The organism is Trichocoleus sp. DQ-A2, assembly GCF_039961915.1.
GTDB lineage: Bacteria > Cyanobacteriota > Cyanobacteriia > Cyanobacteriales > FACHB-T130 > FACHB-T130.
Map to the genome: position 1 here is coordinate 154,918 of NZ_JAMPKD010000003.1, position 19,489 is coordinate 174,406.

A 19,489-nucleotide genomic window follows, 5' to 3' on the forward strand; every position below is an offset into this window, starting at 1 on the left:
AAACTTGAAGGACTCTTATTGTTAGAAACAGTAGACGTTCACCTAAATCCGCTACGTTCCAGAAAATTTGTCAGAAAAAGAATGAACAGAGACAGCGAACTGAGAATAACCACCAAAATCAAGGCGATGTTGTCGCGTCCCGACTGAACGGCTTCGTAGATTGCCATTGGCATCGTTTGCGTGACACCGGGAATATTCCCCGCAATCATTAAAGTTGCGCCAAATTCTCCTAACGCGCGGGCAAAACTGAGGACAATTCCTGCAAGGATACCTTTCCAGGCTAAAGGCAACCAAACGCGCCAGAGGGTTTGCAGATTCGATTGACCCAATGTCGCAGCGGCTTGTAAGTAAACGGGATCAACACTTTCTAAAGCTGCCTTTGTGGTTTTTACCATTAGCGGTAACGCCATAATGCTTGCCGCTAAGACTGCGCCTTGCCAGGTAAAAATGGGCGTCCAACCAGTCGCTTCGTAGAGAGGGCGTCCGATTAACCCCTGGCGTCCAAAGAGAACCAGCAGATAAAATCCCACCACCGTCGGCGGCAAAATTAGGGGCAGCGTGACGATAGCATCCACCCAGTTTCGACCGGGAAAGCGGTAACGTGCTAACAGGTAGCCCAGCAGTCCCCCCGCGATCGCAACAAAGACGGTGGAAATCAGCGCCACCCACAACGATAAGCGCAAAGCGGAGAACAGTGCTGAGGACTGAGGACTCAGCACTTTATTCAGTCCCCAGCACTTTCTTTAAGTTCAACCGCAAAGGTGAGAACGGTTTCATCGATGCCTTTGAGCTTGAGTGGGCTGCACTTGGTCATTTCCTGCTCGTCCAGGTAATCGGCAACGGCAGCAGAAACCAGGATGCAATTCGGCTCGGCTGCTTCTTGAAGGCGAGAGGCAATATTCACGCTAGGGCCGATAGCCGTGTAATCCGACCGTTGATTGCCTCCGAACATTCCCACCACGGCAGTTCCTTGGTGAATGCCGCAGCGGAACTGGACGGGTGCGCGATCGCTCGTGCCAACAATGCCTGCCTCCAACCATTTCTGATTGAGTTGCTCCAAAGAAGCGTGCATTTGCCGCGCCGCACCGATCGCCCGTCGTACCTGCTCGTTGGGTGTCAGTTCCTCTGGGGCACCAAACAACGCTAAAATTGCATCCCCCATAAACTTATCTACCGTACCACCGTTATCAAACACGGCTTTGGTCATTGCTTCCAGATATTCATTCAGCAACTCAGCCACTCGTCGCGCTCGCAAGGTATTTGCCAAACTGGTAAAACCCACGATGTCGCTAAATAAAACCGTAACCAACCTAGGTTCCGGACTCAAATCCAGCTTCAGTTCGCCTTTTGCCGCCTTCTGCACCATCGTTGGAGGTAAAAAGCGCTTCAGCACCGACTCAGTCAGGTAAGAATTCAGCTCCACCACCCGGCGCTCATTTTCCTTGAGCGCTAGCAAATTGTGGACTAACGCTAACAATTCCCGGTCGTTAAATGGCTTAGCCAGATAAGCATCGGCTCCCCTCTCAGTGCCTTCAATGCGAGTATCTTCGTCTACTTTGGCAGTGAGCAAAATAATCGGCGTTCCCTTGAGTTCTGGGTTCTCTCGGAGCATCCGAATCATATCCAAACCGGACACAAAGGGCATCATCAAATCCGTCACGATCAGATCGGGTCGCCTTTCCTTAGCGACGGCGAATCCTTCGTTGCCGTTGCGAGCCATGCAAACTTGATAGCCATCATTTAGCAAAATCCGAGACACATAAGCTCGTAAATCTGGATTGTCGTCCACCACTAAGACGGTGTGGATGACGGAGGAATTGACGCTGGAGGCGGATAGTGGTTGCGACTCCGTTGGTAGTGAATTCAGAGAAGATGCTGCTTCATCCTGTCTCAAAAGTTCCCAGTCTCCAGTTTCTTCTTCCACCTCCAAATCTGCCAGTTCCACAGCAGCGCGATTGGATTGGACTTCAGTTGGCACTTCCAACACCTGATCCAGCGGTAGGTGTGCGGTTCCAGTTTGCAGCCAAACGGTAAAGGTGCTGCCTTCTCGGTAAACCGACTCGACAGAAATTTGACCGCCGTGGAGTTCCACCAATTCTTTCACCAGCGCTAAACCCAAGCCACTGCCTTCATAGGAGCGGTTGACTGACCCTTCCGCTTGACGGAAGCGCTCGAACAGATGGGGGATTTGTTCCGGGCGAATGCCAATGCCAGTGTCTGAAACCTGGATTCGGACGTGATCTCCAGCGGGTTGCACTAGCACGGCTATCGTACCTCCCGCTTCGGTAAATTTCATGGCATTGGAGAGAAGGTTGTAGAGTACCTTGTCAAATCTTTCTAAATCTAAATAAACCGGCTGACAGGGTTTCATTTCGAGTGTCAGCTGCAAGCCTTTTTTCTCGCAGTAGGGGCGAAAAGCTTCGACAATGGTTTCGATAAATTCTATTAAGTTACAAGGACGGAAACTGGCTTGCATTCGACCGGCGTCGAGTCGTTGGATATCCAGCAGTTGATTGACCAGTCGCAGTAAGCGGCGGGAGTTGCGTAGGGCGATCGCAGCTTGGTCGTAGGGCATATCCTGATGCTGATTGACCGCTGACTCTAGCGGCCCTAGCATCAGAGTCAGCGGCGTGCGAAATTCGTGAGAAACGTTCTGGAAAAACTCGGTTTTCTGCCGGTCTAATTCCAGTAACCGCTCCGCCTGCTGCCGAGTTTTTTGATACAGTCGGGACTGCGTGACTGCGATCGCTGCCTGTGCTGCCACCGCCTGCGCTAATTCAACCTCTGAAGCGTGCCAGCGGCGAGGTCGGTTCGTTTGGCGCAAGGTAATGCTACCAATAATCTGACCATCGGAGAGTAACGGTACCACCAACAGCGCCCGCGCCGGACTCCGCAGAGGGAGATCGAACCCGTTCATTTCGGGGTTCCGATCCAGATCGTGGACTGCCACGGGGTTTTGTGTATTTAGCAGCTGTTGCAACACCGGATTTCCGGCAATTGGGACAACCGAGTGGGGTAATTGAGGATTCTTCGCTTGCAGCGAAGTATGATTGCCGAGATGCGGAGCTAATTGCATTTTGGTGACAAATGCTTCGCTCGTACTGGAGAAAATCGGGTCCTCGCTCACCGATGTATCCAGCACCAGGCTTTCTGCCCCGTCATACAAGCCCACGCACTGAACAAACTCATCCTCTCTCCGCCACAGCGACAGGGCACAGCCATCCACTTGCAAGGCTTGTCCCAACTGTTGCGTAATTGCTGCAAAGATGTCCTGCGGGTCAAGGCTAGAGCGGATTGCCGTTGTAATCGTATTGACAAGGGCCTCTCTTTGTGCAAGTCGAGAAACCTGTTCGTAAGCCCGCGCCTGGGAAAGAGCCAGAGCCGCTTGATCCGCCACCATCACCACCAACTGAATCTCATCATCCTGCCAGACGCGCGGCTGTCCGCACTGGTGCAGCGCCAGAACTGCCATCAATTCCAGTTGGCAATACAGCGGCACCACCAAGCTAGAGTGAATATCTGCCTGTCGCATTGCCTCTAGGCGTTGCCTAATTACAGGGGTATCGCCTGGAAGTCGCTCATCTGTTTCGACATCATTAATGACTTCTACATCGTGCGTTTCCCACACTAACTGACTGAGAACTGAGGACTGAAGACTCAAGACTGAGTGGGGATCTTCATTGTGCTGCCCAGTCTCGCTCTCTCCCAAAGAAGACTCAGGGAGCAAAACTGAAGACGGAGCCGTATATTCTAGTGACTCCTGACTCCCGCCTTCTTCCTCCGTCCTCTGTCCTGCCGTTCTCTGTCCTGACGATGGACTCAGTTCGGAAATGATGAGTCCTGAGGATTGCCGCTTGCCTTTTGCCTCTTGTCGCTGATAAATGAATCCTTCATCTGCCATCCCGTCTTCCTGGAAGGGACGCAAAATGCACACGCTGACCTCCAGCATATGACCCACGGTTTCCACAATCGTCTGGAGGACTTGCTGAAGGGGCGAACCGCCCCGCCGGTACTGGGCGTTGCGAATGGTATTCGTGACTGTATTGAGCAGCGATTCGCGGCGCAGCGTCCGGCATAGTTCCTCAGTCCGAACCTTCAAAACGTTGTGGGTATCCATTGCCTGCTGCACCAGCGCTTTTAGCTCAGCTGCATCCCAGGGTTTGGTGACGTACTTGAAGACCTTTCCGGCGTTGATAGCTTCCACCAAATCTTCCACATCGGTGTAACCCGTCAAAATAATCCGGATAATATCTGGGTACTGGGTGGCGGTGAGGCTGAGAAATTCTGTGCCGCTCATCAGGGGCATCCGCTGATCCGAGATGATCACGGCAACATCCCCCTCATGCGCCAGAATCTCCAGCGCCGCAGGGCCGTTATCTGCCCTGAGTACCTTATATTCTCGATGAAAAGTGCGATAGAGCAGGTCGAGGTTATCGGGTTCGTCATCGACGACCAGAATTTTGGGCTTTTTACTGGCTTGGGATTTCATGCCCCGCTCTCCTGCTGTAGTATGGTGCAGCTCATGCCTACGCCCATGCAAATGCAAAACAGTCTCCATTTCATGCACAGATTATTCCAGCGATTGAGATGGAAAAGCAGATGGGAGATAAAGATAGACGCTCCCTATCCAAGCTACTATCCGCATCCCACTGTTTCCGAATCCGGAAGCTGTGGAAATTGCCTGGTTGCACCCTAATTAATCTTAATTTTTCAGTTTCAGTACTGCTGTACCTTCTGGTGTCGATTTTCGAGAAACACCCCGGTTCTGGCTCATGCTCCCCGCTCCCCTTGCGGGGAAGCCTTGGTCCTACCCAACAGCGGTTCCTGAGAAATCGGGGTAGGGTGTAGGCAATGCTTATGGTCGTCAGACGACTGACAACGAACCTACCCAGTTCAATAACTTTTTGGGGAGAAAATGCACTTGTCACTTACTTTTTATTTAAAATACCCGCTCTTCATTTCTGACTTTAACGTTTGGGCGTGGATCTCAGTTATAACTACTGCGATCGCGCTTCCATATCCCCTGCTCCGAAATTGATCGATAACAGGCTGTTAGAGAAATACCTGGACGAGCGCTGCTGCTCCGGACAGGATAGCGATGCTGGCTCTACCGTCCGATGCCAATTTTCCCTAGGCCGATGCACTCCTTGTACAATAGTATCCTTGCTGGAACAAAAGAAGCTTTGCCTAAGGTAGGCATTCTTCCCGGCTAGGGCAACCTAGAAACTCTCCAGCCCAGCAACTTGTCAATCTTCCCAGTTAATTCATTTTGCTCCAGTACCCCGATCTTAAACCTGCAAAAATCACTGCAAAATGATCTAGGATGAAACCTGCTAGATATCCAATTTACGCTCGGCTGTGAATCCCTGCTTTCCACTCTTGCACCGCCAACCTGAAAGAGCCGCACAACCGAATGGTGCCTCTCACTTTATCATCCGGGCAGCCCACCAAAATGATGTGACCAGCCTCACCGAGATCCTGGCAGATAGCTTTCACCCTCGGTCAGGAATTTGGGCTTTGGCCTATCCGTTATTTCGACTAGGAATTTACGAAGATTTACGCAATCGACTGCGCTTGATTCCTCCGAATTACATCTGTTTAGCCGCTGTCGCTCCGGGTAGTACCAATCAGGGGAGAGGAGAGGATTCATCCCCGTCCCCAAAAGCACAAGAACGCCAAGGAACAAATGCTGATTCCGTGGTGGGGACGGTTGAAATGGGGCTTCGTCCCTGTTCCTGGCAACCGTGGAGTTCTCAATATCCTTACATCTCGAATTTGGCTGTCCACCGCTCGTGTCGGCGACGGGGAGTCGCGCAGCAGTTACTGCTGCGCTGCGAACGAACCGCAGTGGAATGGGGATTCTGCGACCTCTACCTGCACGTGTTAGAAAACAATCATCAAGCACGGCAGCTTTATCTGAAGGCGGGATATCACCTACACCATAGCGATCCCAGCTGGAGTGACTGGCTGCTGAGGCGTCCTCGACGGCTGTTCTTGCACAAACACTTGCCTTGTGGAAGCTAAAATAACCCTCCCCTCGCCTCCCTGAGATTCTCTAGATTTGAGGATGATTGGGTTGAAAATTGCTAGCTAGAAAAGACGTTTAATCAATTCAATCAGTCTTTAAATCAGTCAGTGACTCTTGCTTGTCGCAACTTCACATTAACTTTAAACAATTGTCACTTTTGGGGGTAGATTATTGAAGAATACCCAATACAGTGAGGTTGTGGGCGACTACTGGCTGTTGAATTTTCTACGCTCGGACAAGATGCCATAAAATAAAATTAAGAATTACCGCTTGGTGACTTATACTAATGTCAAATGTTTTGATAATGTAATTATTGTTTACATACATAATAGATGGCAAACTGAATCTCAAGCTTGCAATCCATCCAGAACTAACAGACTTGGGTTTGTCTCTGTGCTTCCGGTTCGGGTGCATGCCCAAAGAAAAAATATAGCAGTAAGAGTTGACATGGATAGCGACAACCAACAGCGCTACCAGACTGTCCTATACAAAGCGGATGCCAATCAAAGCCCTACCTGTGTCGCCCGCTCTCAAGGCTCTAATGGCATGAATAATGAAAGCCCGAACCCTGACGAGGAATCGTCTGATATCCTTAATCAGCTGCATGATAAACATCTGTTAATCGTGAATAGTCGCCGTCGGAATGGCTTGATCCTCTACAAACACTACCATGCAGAGTTTGCTGGGCCAGGAGCGGCTGTGGGCGGATTGTTTGATGTGGATGCGAAATGGGTGTTGCCAGTGGGCAATTTGTCATTGGTAACTCCTGAATCCGCTCAGGAGCGGCAGAATGCTTATTTGATTCGGAGACAGTGGATTAGACTCACGAAACAAATTACGGATAACCCCGTGCCGCTGCAACGAGCACAGAAGATCCTCGAACAGTTTAAGCAGTTCTTTGGCACGGAGACGCTGACGCAAGTACCTGACGATGCCTTTGCGCTGTTGGTGGGGGTGTTGCCAGATACTATCCGCAGGGCACGGGATTTGGAGGATTAATTAAAAATTAAAAACTAGGAAGTTTTTAATTTTTAATTAATCCTGCTTAGTTGATTGCTTTTAAGGCTGCCAGGAGATGCTGGCGCGATCGCTCATTTTCTTCTTCACTGCCTACCGTCAGACGAATGCCGCCGCCGGTGTGACGAACTAAGGTTCCTAACTCTTTGAGTTGCTGCGCCAATCGAGTCAGGGCTTCCTCTGTCGGGAGACGCAGGTAGATGAAGTTTGAGGCACTGGGCCAAACTTGTAAATCCTGTTGCTCTTTGAGAAAATCGAGTAACTTTTCTCGTTCGCTAAGAATTTGGGGAATGCAGCTAAGTAGCAGTTGCCGCTGGGAAAGGGCAAGTAAAGCGGCAGCTTGGGTGAAGCTGGGGAGATTGTAGGGGAGACGGACTTTTTCGAGGGCGACGATGAGTTCTGGGTGAGCGATCGCATATCCTAGTCGCAGTGCTGCCAGCCGAAACGCCTTGGAAAATGTTCTGAGTACCACCCAGTTTGGATGCTGCGACAATTCACCCACCACGGTTGTCTGGCTAAATTCAAAATAAGCTTCGTCAATGACCACCAAAATATGCTCTGGCAAACTCCGCAGCCATTCCAACTCGGCGGTAGTTAAGGCGTTAGCGGTGGGGGAGTTGGGATGAACGACAAATACCACTCGGATTGGCGGATTCTGGGTTTCCTCAATGGCTTTTTGGGCAGCGGCAAGATCCATTTCAAAATTCGCTTCCTTACGCCCGACATTCACCACAGGAATGCCTAGGGTATGAGCCAGAATCGCGTACATGGAGAAGGTGGGATCGGCGACCAAGATCGAGCCTTCGTTGCCGAGACAGGTGGCAATCAGGAGGGAACGAATGAGTTCATCGGAACCATTACCTACAGAGATATTGGCTGGGGTAATGGGGGCCTCTAAGGATTCGTTCGCGTATTGGGCGATCGCTTCTTTGAGTTGGGCATGACTGCCATCAGGATAGCGATTCGTCTCAATTAGCTGCTGATAAGTCCATGCCAATTTTTCTTTTAATTCTTTTGGTAAATCAAAAGGGCATTCATTGGTATCCAGCCGATCGATTGGAATTGAACCAGTGACTGGACTTCCTGATGCGCCGCCTGGGTGGGGCATATAGGCGCGTAACTGAGATAAATCTGACCGGATGAACGAGAACATAAATTCCTGATCTAACAACTAAAAACTATTTTTGATCCACCAGCGCGATCGCCGTGACTTCTGGCGGACAAAATAGGCGTCCGGGCCAATAGGTTCCCAGCCCCCGATTCACATATAGCTGGTTTTTTCCTACCTGATGCCACCCCTGCGCCCATTCCCAACGCTCTACCACTTTATTGCATTCCTTCATAAAAGGCACCCAACGCTGCATCGGTTTGGGAATCAGGTGACGGAAGTTTTGCAGCAGTTGCGGCGCTGGACCATATCCAGGAATTACTACTTGACCGCCATGAGTATGACCCGACAGTTGCAAATCCACCCGCCATTCTTGCAAAATCTCGGCAGTATCTGGGTTGTGAGATAAGACGATTCGGGGTGTATCCCGATCGAGTTGACTCATCACTGGCGCTGGATTAAAGTCCCGCGACCAAAAATCAGCCAGTCCGACTAAGGGTAATTCTTTTCCCAATGGATAAGCAATTTCATTGCAGAGTACATGAATCCCAATGCTAGTCAGGGCGTCTTGCACCACTTGTTTTGAATGACGATAATAATTATCGTGGTTGCCCAGTACGGCATAGACACCAGCGCGACCTTGCAAGTGTTTTAGCCGTTGCACTAGGGCGTGAATGGGAGATGGGTCATCAGTCACGAAGTCGCCAGTCAACAAAACCAGGTCGGGTTCGAGTTGATTGCTGACTTCAATTGCCTCTGCGAGTAGTGTTTCGGATAATCGCTTGCCATCGTAGTGCAAATCAGACAGTTGCACTAGCTTTGTGCCTTGCAAAGATGCCGGTAAACCCGCGATCGCTACTGTTAAATTTTCTACGCTTAAAGATTCGGTTAATATCCAGTGCATTTTGTCAACTTTTGCTATCTGGCGATTCCAGGATAGCTCAGAGATGCTATTTGTTGCCTTGCCACCTGATTAAGGAGCGAAAGCAAAAGAATGGATTAAATCTTTTCAAGATTGCTTGACTAAGCTGGGTTATGGGCTTCTTGATTCGCTAGCGTCCTTGCAATAAATACAAAAGCGATCGCTAAATGGTTCTTTTTACAATAGTTCAGAACAAGGTCAGAACATTTATCTGTGAATTTACTGACTTTTTCGTAAAAAACGGACAAATAGTCAATGTAAATACGGTTTTATAATTAGTGAATGTATCCTATGTTTATTAGGAATAAATTTAAGTTTAGCCTATATTTAGGCACAAACGATAAATTGTATTATTTTGGTAATTTGTATAAATTTATCTAGCAAAGCTCAAAAAATTTTCTCTATTAAAAGTTAATAATTGGTCAGTTATTGATATTTGGAAGAGTCCGATTTTTATGATTAAAAAGACGGAGCTTATCGAATTTCCACAATCCTACTCCAGAAAAGCCGGTATTATTGTCACCCTAATTGGATGTGTTGTTTTACTGGGCTGGATATTAGATATTACAGCCCTTAAAAGCATTTTGCCAGGGCTGGTAAGCATGAAAGCCAACACAAGCATAGCCTTTATTCTGAGTGGATTGTCTTTGTGTTTGTGGCACGATGCGGAACACAGAAGACAAAAGGCAAAAGATAACCGGAGAAAGTCTTCGTTTGACCTTTCTCAAGTGTTAGCGATCATCGTCATTTTAATCGGTTTATTGACACTAATTGAGTATGGGTTTGGATGGAATCTAGGAATTGACGAACTGCTGTTTAAAGACCCAGCAGGCGCTGTTGGCACCTCTGCACCAGGGCGAATGTCTCCCAATAGTGCCCTGTGGTTGACTTCTCAATTTCCCATACCTGGAGAAGATGGCAAGCCGATGGGTATTGGTGTCACCGTGATGGATATTACCGCTCGCAAACAAGCTGAGGAAGCCCGTCGGGAGAAAGAAGTTCAGTTAAAAGAAAAAAATCAGCAGCTAGAACATACTCTCCAAGAACTCCAACGCACTCAAGGTCAACTAATCCAAAGCGAAAAAATGTCCAGTTTAGGACAATTGGTCGCAGGGATTGCTCACGAAATTAATAATCCAGTTAACTTTATCTTTGGGAATCTCACCCATGTCAGAGAATACACCCAAGATTTATTAAATCTATTGCGGCTCTATCATCAGCAATACCCGAACTCAACGCCAGAAATTCAGGAAGAGATAGAAGCGATTGACCTAGATTTTATGATGGAAGATTTTCCTAACCTGTTGTCATCAATGAAGGTGGGAGCAGATCGCATCCGGGAAATTGTTCTTAGCTTGCGGAATTTTTCGCGAATTGACGAAGCTGAAATGAAGGCGGTTGATATTCACGAAGGAATTGATAGTACCCTAATGATTCTGCATAACCGTCTGAAAGCAAAACCGGATCATCCTAACATTCAGATGATTAAGGAGTACGGTCAATTACCTAAAGTCGAGTGCTACGCAGGACAGCTCAATCAAGTGTTTATGAATTTGATCGCTAATGCCATTGATGCGTTGGATGAGTATAATAAACAGCGATCGCTTTCAGAAATTAAGGCAAATCCCAGCTGGATCAAAATTCGCACTGAGGTACTAGACTGCGATCGCGTCGTTATCAAAATTGCGGATAATGGCTCTGGAATGACAGAGGCGGTGAGACAACAGCTATTTAATCCCTTTTTTACTACCAAAGCCATTGGCAAAGGCACTGGACTGGGTTTGGCAATTAGCTACCAGATTGTTGTAGAAAAGCACAATGGTCAATTGCAATGTCTCTCAGCACCAGGTAGGGGAGCGGAGTTTATTATTGAGATTCCACTTCGCCAGATAGTTTAGGCAATCTATGCTTTAAATCTATCCTTTATGCGATCGCTACACTATCGCAACCAGTTGTTGAATCATCACCGCCAGCGCCGTCAAACCTAAGAGCGTCATTAATCCCGCAGGCATAAATTTGCGAGTTTTAAACAACCGGATGGCAAAGACAATGATGAGAACAGCGGTGACAACAGTTGCTAAAATCAGCCCCCACGCTTGTCCCTGCAATAACATCACGCCGCCGAGAATGAGTAATAAGCCGCTGATACTGCCAGAAATCAACGACGCTTTGCTTTGAGCTTGAGAGTAGCCCATGATGCCGCCGACAATGGCTAAAATTCCGTAAGCGATCGCGGCGATAGTACCCAGATTCATCTAGTTAAAACCTCATTGCTTGAATAGAACTTATTTCTAGCGTCGGGAGACAATTTACCATAGCTGAGATACACCACTCAGTTGATTAATGGATACTCAAGCGATCGCTTCAATCGAATTTCTGCAACGTCAAGCTGCTTCTCTGTTACTTTATCAATCCGTCCTCCGTGGGGAAGTCGGCACGGCTTTCCTGAATCTGCTACAAGCCTTAAGCAGCAGCAACACCAATGGACTGGCTTGCCTGCAAGCTTACGGCACTTGGTTTCAAGCTTTAGCCGCCAGAAATCAAGGTTGGCAAGACTACCTAATTACCCAAATTCTCAGAACTGACAATCCTTTTAGCAAGCAAGTCCAGCAATCGTCTTTACTGCCTCCGGCGCTGGTAGCTGCTGCCCAGCACGATTTACAAGCCTTGCAGAGCCTCTACAATTGCAGTAGCGACCAGTTGAGCCGGTGGGTGCAAGCCACAGCCAAGTTACTCGCGGCACCAGTCGCCTGGAACCAGCAGCAGGATAGGGTAGGTGCAATTCACGAATTGCCCATTTGGGAGAAATTCCAAATGTCAGAAAATTGGGTAGATTTGCTGGAATCTTTAGCCGCTCATTATCAGCAATACGGAACGGGGCTGTTTGCTTCTTATCGGGCGTTACGCTGGCAATCTGGGCAGTTGGTAGGCATTTCCTATGCCGATCCCGTGCAGCTTCCAGAATTAGTCGGCTACGAGTCTCAGAAAGACTCTTTGCTGAAGAATACAAAATTTTTACTCGCCGGTCATCCAGCTTTACACGTTTTGCTCTACGGCAGTCGTGGTAGCGGCAAATCTTCTTTGGTGAAGGGGTTGTTAAATGAGCCTGATACGGGAAACCTCCGCCTCGTCGAAGTTGCCAAATCTGAACTGAAAGATTTACCAACCATTGTCGAGCAGTTGCGGGGTGTGCCTCAGAAGTTCATCATCTTTGTTGACGATCTCTCCTTTGAGGAGGATGACGACGCTTTCAAAGCTCTTAAAGTAGTGCTGGAGGGCAATTTAACCGCACGTCCTCAAAATGTGGTGGTTTATGCGACTTCCAATCGGCGGCATCTGATTCGAGAATTTTTTAGCGATCGCCCTCGTCCCAAGGACAATGAAGAAATTCATGCCTGGGATACGGTTCAGGAAAAGCTGTCGTTTAGCGATCGCTTTGGTCTGACTTTAACCTTTGAACCCGCCGATCAGAACACCTACCTAAGCATTGTTCGCCATCTCGCAACCCAAGCCGACATTTCCCTCACTCAGGAAGATTTAGAGTATCGTGCCTTACAGTGGGCAACTCGCCACAACGGGCGTTCTGGACGTACAGCACGGCAATTCATTGACTTTCTCAGGGCAGATTTAGCTGTTACTGGTTCAGAATCTCGTAGATTAAACACATAATTAGAATTCTGTTCGTATGAATTAGAACTTGGGAAATGCTGACTTTATCTCACAAAAAATGATATGCGATCGGTTAAGGTAAGCAATCGGATTTTACTGGGTTTAATTGCCTTCGGTGTGAGCTTTTTCCTGAGCTTTATTGCCAACCGAGATTTCCCAAAAGCCTTGGTTACAGGTTTAATTACTGTACCTGCTACTTATGCAGGAGCCATTGTTGTACAAATTAAACAAAGAAAGCAGAAGTTTTTTCTACAAAATGAAATTCAAGCGATTTCCGACGAAAGACAAAACTTAGAAGACGATCTCTATTATTTGGAGTCAAGCCTAAACCAATTACACGGACAAATCGCAGAAAGCTATAACCGAAGAGAGGTCATTAATCGGGAAGTGTCCACTTTAGGAGCTTATAGATACCAACTAGAAGAACAAGGGTTTATTCTCCAAACTCAACTTGAGGTTCTGGAAAGGCAAAAAGCAGAACTCAATGAATCCTTGTTGGCTGCAACATCGGAAAAGCAGAAGACAGAAACTAGCTTAAATTCCCTGAGAACGGAATTCAAGAAACTGCAAGATCAAGTGACAGATCATCAAAATCAGAAAACAATCCTTGAGCAGGAAATCACTAATCTTAAAAAACAAAAACGCCCTTTACAATCAGAAGTAGATAATCTGCAAGCTCAGCTTCAGACGCTGGAAACACAGAGAGGGGTGCTGAATCAATCTCTGGCGTCTTTGAAAGTAGAATTAGGTCAGTTGCAAGGGCAAGTATCCTCTTTAAAGTTGGAATACGAGCAGTTAAAGAGTGGGAACTTAAACTTCCAAAAACCTCAAAAAGGACAATCCCAAACAATCCCTTTTTGGGAAATACAAAGAAAACAATCAGTAGAAAATTTATCAGCGGAATGGACTGCTCTAAAAACAAAACTTACGAATGATGATATTCAGATAATCAAAGCCATAGTAGAGCAAAACAATCCAGGTGCAACTCTCAAGAAAATCGCTGAGACAAATATAACTATGCCTCAACTATTGATAGATGCAATAAACGAACGTGCTATAGATACCATTGGCGATTTTATCATTGAACCAGGTTCGGCATCGATTCCGCCTGCGATCGCAGAAGAACACTTGACAAAAGTGAAGAAGATGCTCGAAACTTAGTTTTATAAAACTAACAATTTATCAAAATTTATTATAAAAACCTAAGTAAACCGAATCAAAAACCTCACCTCATTCCTGGCAGGTGAGACAGAATGAGAAACGTCAAAGCTTTGTCCGCCTATATAGCAACAAATAAATTATTTTAAATCATGACGAAAATCAAAATTACCAAAAGAATATCGAATGCTTTAATCAGTTCTCTTGGTGCAGGTGTTGTCCCTAGAATCGGTCTGGAACATATTGCTGTCGGACGCGAAAAAGAAGTCAAAGCTATTTTACAGGATTTCGATAATATTGGCGAAGGCGGTGCCGGATTTCGCTTCGTTGTAGGACGCTATGGTTCCGGTAAAAGCTTTATGCTACAACTGATTCGCAACCACGCGATGGAAAGAGGTTTCGTAGTAGCTGATGCTGATTTATCTCCCGAACGGCGACTCGCAGGATCTGACGGAAAAGGGGTTGCAACTTATCGGGAATTAATGCAGAATCTTTCCACCAAAATACGCCCAGAAGGTGGCGCTTTCACACCCATTTTGGAAGGATGGATTAATAATATTCAAAACCAAGTTGCACAAGAAAGCGGGATGCGACCCAACGACACTGGGTTTGACGATAAAGTAGAAGAGAAAATTCGGGAAGTCGTTAAGGATATAGAAGGTTTAGTTCACGGGTTTGACTTTGCGAATGTCATCATCGCCTATTGGCGCGGCTATCGTTCGGAGGATGATGATAAAAAGGAAGCAGCGCTACGTTGGCTTCGAGGGGAATTTGGGACGAAAACTGAGGCAAAAACCGCGCTGGGAGTACGTGTCATCATTGACGATGAAACTTGGTATGACTACATTAAGCTAGTTGCAAAGTTTGTTTCAGACATTGGCTACAAAGGACTTTTGATTTTGGTGGATGAAGCTGTTCATTTGTACAAAATTACTCATACCGCTTCCCGTCAAAAAAACTACGATAAGCTATTGGCAATGTTCAACGATACGATGCAGGGAAGAGCAGAAAATCTCGGCATTTTTATCGGAGGAACGCCAGAATTTGTGGAGGACAAACGCCGGGGGTTATACAGTGATGAAGCATTGCGATCGCGCTTAAGCAGCCGTGTCAAAGGAGGTCATCAGGATACCTCAGCACCCGTCATCCAGCTAGAAATATTAACCCCGCAGAATATATCCGAGCTTTTGCACCGATTGGTTGATATTCATGCTACCCATTACAACTATAATAAAACTCTGAAACCAAGTGATTTGCAAGAGTTTATGCAAGAAGTTGTCAATCGCTTAGGTGCAGACAAATTCTTGACCCCACGTGAAGTTGTCCGCGACTTTATCAGTATTTTGAATATCCTCCAGCAAAACCCCAGCATCTCTTTTAGAGAACTCATTCATGGTTCTAGTTTTAAACCGACTTCTCCCGGCAAAAACCCAGAAATAGATGGGAATACTGAATTTGCAGAATTTACCTTATGAGCGAACAGGCTTTTGATAAATTAGCGCCTTTCATTCAAGAATACATCTACACCCAAGATTGGACTGAATTAAGAGACGTTCAAGTTGAAGCGTGCAAGGTTATTTTTGACACAGATGCTCACTTGTTGATTGCCGCCGGAACCGCATCCGGGAAAACAGAAGCGGCTTTTCTTCCGGTTCTAACTTTATTACATCAAAACCCATCTACAACGATTGGGGCACTTTATATTAGCCCGATAAAAGCGTTAATCAACGACCAATTTGAGCGACTAAATGACCTTTTAAAAGAAGCGGATATTCCAGTCTGGCACTGGCACGGCGATGTTTCTCAGGCTCGGAAGAAACAACTCCTAAAAGATCCCAAAGGGATTCTGCAAATAACGCCAGAATCTTTAGAAAGTCTCTTAATTAATAAAAATACTCAACTGTTTCGCTTGTTCGGAGACTTACGTTTTGTCATTATTGATGAAATCCATGCCTTTATGGGTTCCGAACGGGGTTGCCAAATTCTCTGCCAGTTGGCACGCCTTTCAAAATTTGTAAAAAATCCCACCCGTCGGATTGGTTTATCGGCTACCCTTGGCGATTACTCACTCGCTGAAGACTGGCTGCGACTGGGAACCGAAACGCCAGTCATTACTCCGGATATCGAGGGAGGAAAACGGAAAATCAATCTGGCTTTAGAGCATTTTTTTGTTTCTCCCGTTGAACCAGATGAGACTGATGATTTAGTTTTTAGTCCTTACTACAGGCATATCTTTAATATCACGAAATCTCGAAAAAGCCTGATTTTTGCTAACAATCGCTCAGATACAGAATCAGTGATTGCCAGTCTGCGTGAAATAGCTGAAACTGAAGGATTACCAGATATTTATCACGTCCATCATGGCAGTATTTCTACCTCGTTAAGGGAAGCGGCTGAGGATGCGATGCGCGATACAAAAGTTCCATCGGTTACTGCTGCAACTATCACGCTTGAATTAGGAATCGATCTCGGTCAATTAGAGCGAGTCATTCAATTAGATGCGCCTCTTTCCGTATCCAGTTTCTTGCAGAGATTGGGACGTTCGGGAAGGCGAGGAAGTGCGGCAGATATGCGGTTTGTTTGCGCGGAAGAGGAACTATCAACAGAGGAATCGCTTCCTAATCAAATTCCTTGGCAACTGTTGCAATCTATCGCGATTATTCAACTTTATTTAGAAGAACGTTGGATTGAACCAATCAAGCCGGTTAAATATCCTTTTAGCCTTTTATATCACCAAACAATGAGTATTTTGGCGGCGATGGAGGAACTCTCCCCCGCAGCTTTAGCTCAGCAAGTTTTAGCTTTACCACCCTTTGCAGCTATATCTAAAGATGATTTTAGGCAATTGCTACGAAACTTGATAGGAATTGACCACATTCAGCAGACTGAGGGAGACAAATTAATTATCGGATTAGCTGGTGAGAAAATTGTAAAAAATTTCCATTTTTATGCCGTTTTTTCCGACACGATTGAGTATGCTGTCAGGAACGAATCGATGGAAATTGGCAGTATCCTGATGCCTCCACGTGTTGGCAATTGCTTTGCCTTAGCAGGGAGAACGTGGGAAGTTTTGGATAGCGATGTTAAAACAAAAACTGTTTTTGTCAAGCAAGCGCAAGGTCAAGCTAAAATTTCTTGGCATGGTGGCAGTAGCAATATTCATACAAAAGTTCTTGAACGGATGCGAAAGGTTCTTTTTGAGGATATGCAGTATAGCTATTTGCAAAGTAATGCTAAAAAGCGCCTGAATGAAGCTCGTCAATTAGCTCAATTTTGGGAATTTGAAAGAAATAACATCGTTTCATTAGGAAGCAAAACTTGCTGTATATTTCCTTGGATGGGTACTGTCGCTTACCGCACCTTGGAAAGGTTTCTAAATTTCTTTGGTAGAGAGTCTCTGGATATCAAGAAGATTGGGGGTCAAGCTCCATATTTTATGACCGTTAAACTTGGAAAGGATGGGGTTGAGGAGCTTGGCTCGGAAATCCTGGCGTTTGGCAATAAAAGGATTACGGCGCTAGATCTAGTTGCTGTTGAAGAACCTTTAAAAATGCAAAAGTATGATGAGTTTATTCCTAGCAAGCTGCTTCGTAAAGCTTTTGCTTTCGATTGTCTAGATGTTGGAGAGCTGAAGAAAATTATTAGTGGTTGGTAGATGAGAGAATAGAAAGGCTAGAAGAAGCGTAAAACAAAGTTTAAGACGAAGCGATCGCAAATGCCATTTACTTATACCCGAACGATTCGTTTTCAGGATACCGACGCCGCCGGTGTTGTCTACTTTGCCAATGTCTTGGCAATGTGTCACGAAGCTTATGAAGAATCGCTAGCGGCTTCGGATATCAATCTCAAGTTATTTTTCAGCAACCCGAATGTTGCAATTCCTATTGTTCATGCCAGCGCTGATTTTTTCAGTCCGATGTTTTGCGGTGACAAGGTACTTATTCAGTTAATTCCTCAACATCTTTTATCTGAAAAATTTGAAGTTAATTACCAATTTATTGCGGAGAATCGGGTAGTCGCACAAGCAATTACTCGGCACGTTTGCATCGATGCAGCTACTAGAAGTCGAAAAGAAATTCCGGCGGAGATGATTCGATGGCTCCAGCAATGGAAGGAAGAAGAGGAATAAACCGCAAAGACGCAAAGGACGCGAAGAGACAGTAGAAGAGAGAGTTTATAGAGTGCGTTACACTTCATTATGCTGTCACTCAAATACCTGACTATAAGCAATTTTTTGTAGCTGTTCGCGGTTCACTTTTCCCTGAGCGTTTCTTGGTAATGTTTCTACTGGCACCCAATATTTAGGGCGTTTAAATTTACTCAATTTATCTTCAATTTCTATTTGTAGAGTATAAGTAGAAATATCTGATTTACTGGGAACATAAACGGCTGTTACAATTTGTCCCCAGTGAGAGTCAGGTAAACCAATTACGCAGATATCAGCAACTAAACCTGTAGCTCGAATTGCAGCTTCTACTTCAGAGGGAAAGACGTTCTCGCCACCCGTGATAATTTTATTACTGCTACGACCGATAATATTTAAATTACCTTGTTTGTCAATAAAGCCTAAGTCATCTACTTGGAAATATTGTTGATTAGGAAATTTTTCGGGATAGTAACCAAGTGTCAAAGAACTAGATTGAATGGTAATAATTCCTACTTGGTTGATTTCTAATATCTCGCTGCTAGAACTACAAATTGTTACTTTGGCATGGGGGAGAATCTGACCGCAATTGTTAGTACCGTTGAGAAAATATTCTGGTTTGAGGGTGGCAATTTGCGAGGCAGTTTCTGTCATGCCATAAGTGGGTGCTAAGCGGATGCTGTGGCTTCTCGCCTCCTCCAGAAGTTCTATCCACGCAGGGGCACCTCCCAAAAGCACTGTCTGAAAGCGCGATAACAAAGCGGTTAACTCTGGATTGTGGAGGAGACGTTGCAGTTGAGTAGGTACTAATGATAGAAAAAAATTAGATGGATCAATCTCGCACTTTTCACTAGATTCTAATTCTTTGAATGGCATAATTGCTATTCTTCCTCCAGAGGTGAAGGAACGCATAAATTGCATCAAACCGCTGACATGATACAGGGGCAATACACAAAAAGAATTTACTGGATTTATTTGAAAATACTGTCTAAAACCTTGTACGGATGCCATTAAGGTTTCCCAGGTGTGGATGGCAAATCGAATCTGCCCTGATGAACCTCCCGTAGGAATCATAATCCAGTTGTTGATAGTTGTAGAGACGCGATTTTTGTCTCTACAAGATGGGGAGGTTAAAGGATAAGGGCAATCTCCCCAAATTAAGTCTGGTTGGACTAAATCAAAAACTTGTTGCCATTCGTCTTTAACCCAATTGGGATTACAAAGAAAAACTGGGCAACCAGTGGCACAGGCAGCGATGAAGCTGGCAATAAATTGGATTGGTTCTCGCTCTGCTAGTAATATTTTCGGTTTATTTTCAGAGTCTGCAAGCGTAGTTAATTGATTCAATAGTTGCTCGTAAATATAAATAAAGTTGCGACTGTCGTAACCAATCAGCCAGTCATCATTAGCACGTTCTTTAAGATAGTCTAGTGGCGATTTCAT

General features: G+C 45.9%; 13 protein-coding genes and 1 pseudogene. 8 read left to right on the forward strand and 6 right to left on the reverse strand.

The features are described from left to right. Positions 1–38: 38 nt before the first annotated feature. Both modB and NC997_RS03570 read right to left on the reverse strand, forming a co-directional pair. Positions 39–719, reverse strand: a complete 681-nt coding sequence (gene modB / locus NC997_RS03565) for a molybdate ABC transporter permease subunit (protein WP_190528900.1) — start codon at positions 717–719, stop codon at positions 39–41. A gap of 5 nt (positions 720–724) precedes the next feature. Continuing rightward, positions 725–4,489 carry a response regulator gene (locus tag NC997_RS03570; RefSeq protein WP_190528903.1) on the reverse strand — a complete coding sequence of 1,255 codons (3,765 nt, stop codon included), beginning with the start codon at positions 4,487–4,489 and terminating at the stop codon, positions 725–727. Between the two features lie 890 nt (positions 4,490–5,379). On the opposite strand from NC997_RS03570, the gene NC997_RS03575 reads away from it, so the two are divergent. After that, positions 5,380–6,024, forward strand: a complete 645-nt coding sequence (locus NC997_RS03575; protein WP_190529093.1) for a GNAT family N-acetyltransferase — start codon at positions 5,380–5,382, stop codon at positions 6,022–6,024. 451 nt (positions 6,025–6,475) lie between these two features. After that, entirely contained in the window at positions 6,476–7,027 is a 552-nt protein-coding gene (locus NC997_RS03580) for a hypothetical protein (RefSeq protein ID WP_190414951.1), read from the forward strand. A 46-nt stretch (positions 7,028–7,073) separates the two neighbouring features. Here the strand turns inward: NC997_RS03580 and NC997_RS03585 are convergent, their stop codons facing one another. Further along, on the reverse strand, positions 7,074–8,198 hold the full coding sequence (locus NC997_RS03585) for a histidinol-phosphate transaminase (protein WP_190528905.1): 1,125 nt from the start codon (positions 8,196–8,198) through the stop codon (positions 7,074–7,076). Positions 8,199–8,223: 25 nt separating this feature from the next. Then, on the reverse strand, positions 8,224–9,057 hold the full coding sequence (locus tag NC997_RS03590; RefSeq protein WP_190528907.1) for a metallophosphoesterase: 834 nt from the start codon (positions 9,055–9,057) through the stop codon (positions 8,224–8,226). Between the two features lie 968 nt (positions 9,058–10,025). Here NC997_RS03590 and NC997_RS03595 point away from each other — a divergent pair. Then, positions 10,026–10,973: pseudogene (locus tag NC997_RS03595) on the forward strand (ATP-binding protein); the annotation flags it as partial. Positions 10,974–11,009: 36 nt separating this feature from the next. On the opposite strand, the gene NC997_RS03600 reads toward NC997_RS03595, so the two are convergent. Then, complete coding sequence (locus NC997_RS03600) at positions 11,010–11,330, reverse strand: TMEM14 family protein (protein WP_190528911.1); 321 nt, start codon at positions 11,328–11,330, stop codon at positions 11,010–11,012. 88 nt (positions 11,331–11,418) lie between these two features. On the opposite strand from NC997_RS03600, the gene NC997_RS03605 reads away from it, so the two are divergent. The 5 genes from NC997_RS03605 to NC997_RS03625 all read left to right on the forward strand — a co-directional run bounded on the left by NC997_RS03605 (position 11,419) and on the right by NC997_RS03625 (position 18,031). Beyond that, on the forward strand, positions 11,419–12,744 hold the full coding sequence (locus tag NC997_RS03605) for an ATP-binding protein (protein WP_190528913.1): 1,326 nt from the start codon (positions 11,419–11,421) through the stop codon (positions 12,742–12,744). 63 nt (positions 12,745–12,807) lie between these two features. Continuing rightward, positions 12,808–13,905: a tellurite resistance TerB C-terminal domain-containing protein gene (locus tag NC997_RS03610; RefSeq protein ID WP_190528915.1), complete on the forward strand. Its 1,098-nt coding sequence runs from the start codon at positions 12,808–12,810 to the stop codon at positions 13,903–13,905. 149 nt (positions 13,906–14,054) lie between these two features. Next, positions 14,055–15,377, forward strand: a complete 1,323-nt coding sequence (locus NC997_RS03615) for an ATP-binding protein (protein WP_190528917.1) — start codon at positions 14,055–14,057, stop codon at positions 15,375–15,377. Next, positions 15,374–17,557: a DEAD/DEAH box helicase gene (locus NC997_RS03620; RefSeq protein WP_190528919.1), complete on the forward strand. Its 2,184-nt coding sequence runs from the start codon at positions 15,374–15,376 to the stop codon at positions 17,555–17,557. The genes NC997_RS03615 and NC997_RS03620 overlap by 4 nt, the downstream gene beginning before the upstream one ends. Before the next feature lie 60 nt (positions 17,558–17,617). Then, a complete protein-coding gene (locus NC997_RS03625; protein WP_190528921.1) occupies positions 17,618–18,031 on the forward strand; it encodes a thioesterase family protein in 414 nt (137 codons plus the stop codon). Positions 18,032–18,106: 75 nt separating this feature from the next. Here the strand turns inward: NC997_RS03625 and NC997_RS03630 are convergent, their stop codons facing one another. Further along, positions 18,107–19,489, reverse strand: a complete 1,383-nt coding sequence (locus NC997_RS03630; protein ID WP_190528923.1) for a 2-succinylbenzoate--CoA ligase — start codon at positions 19,487–19,489, stop codon at positions 18,107–18,109.

Coding starts and splice junctions, on each gene's coding strand:
- NC997_RS03570 (WP_190528903.1), bottom strand. CDS start 4,489: ATGAAATCCCAAGCCAGTAAAAAGCCCAAAATTCTGGTCGTCGATGAC.
- NC997_RS03580 (WP_190414951.1), top strand. CDS start 6,476: ATGGATAGCGACAACCAACAGCGCTACCAGACTGTCCTATACAAAGCG.
- NC997_RS03585 (WP_190528905.1), bottom strand. CDS start 8,198: ATGTTCTCGTTCATCCGGTCAGATTTATCTCAGTTACGCGCCTATATG.
- NC997_RS03590 (WP_190528907.1), bottom strand. CDS start 9,057: ATGCACTGGATATTAACCGAATCTTTAAGCGTAGAAAATTTAACAGTA.
- NC997_RS03600 (WP_190528911.1), bottom strand. CDS start 11,330: ATGAATCTGGGTACTATCGCCGCGATCGCTTACGGAATTTTAGCCATT.
- NC997_RS03605 (WP_190528913.1), top strand. CDS start 11,419: ATGGATACTCAAGCGATCGCTTCAATCGAATTTCTGCAACGTCAAGCT.
- NC997_RS03610 (WP_190528915.1), top strand. CDS start 12,808: ATGCGATCGGTTAAGGTAAGCAATCGGATTTTACTGGGTTTAATTGCC.
- NC997_RS03615 (WP_190528917.1), top strand. CDS start 14,055: ATGACGAAAATCAAAATTACCAAAAGAATATCGAATGCTTTAATCAGT.
- NC997_RS03620 (WP_190528919.1), top strand. CDS start 15,374: ATGAGCGAACAGGCTTTTGATAAATTAGCGCCTTTCATTCAAGAATAC.
- NC997_RS03625 (WP_190528921.1), top strand. CDS start 17,618: ATGCCATTTACTTATACCCGAACGATTCGTTTTCAGGATACCGACGCC.
- NC997_RS03630 (WP_190528923.1), bottom strand. CDS start 19,489: ATGAAATCGCCACTAGACTATCTTAAAGAACGTGCTAATGATGACTGG.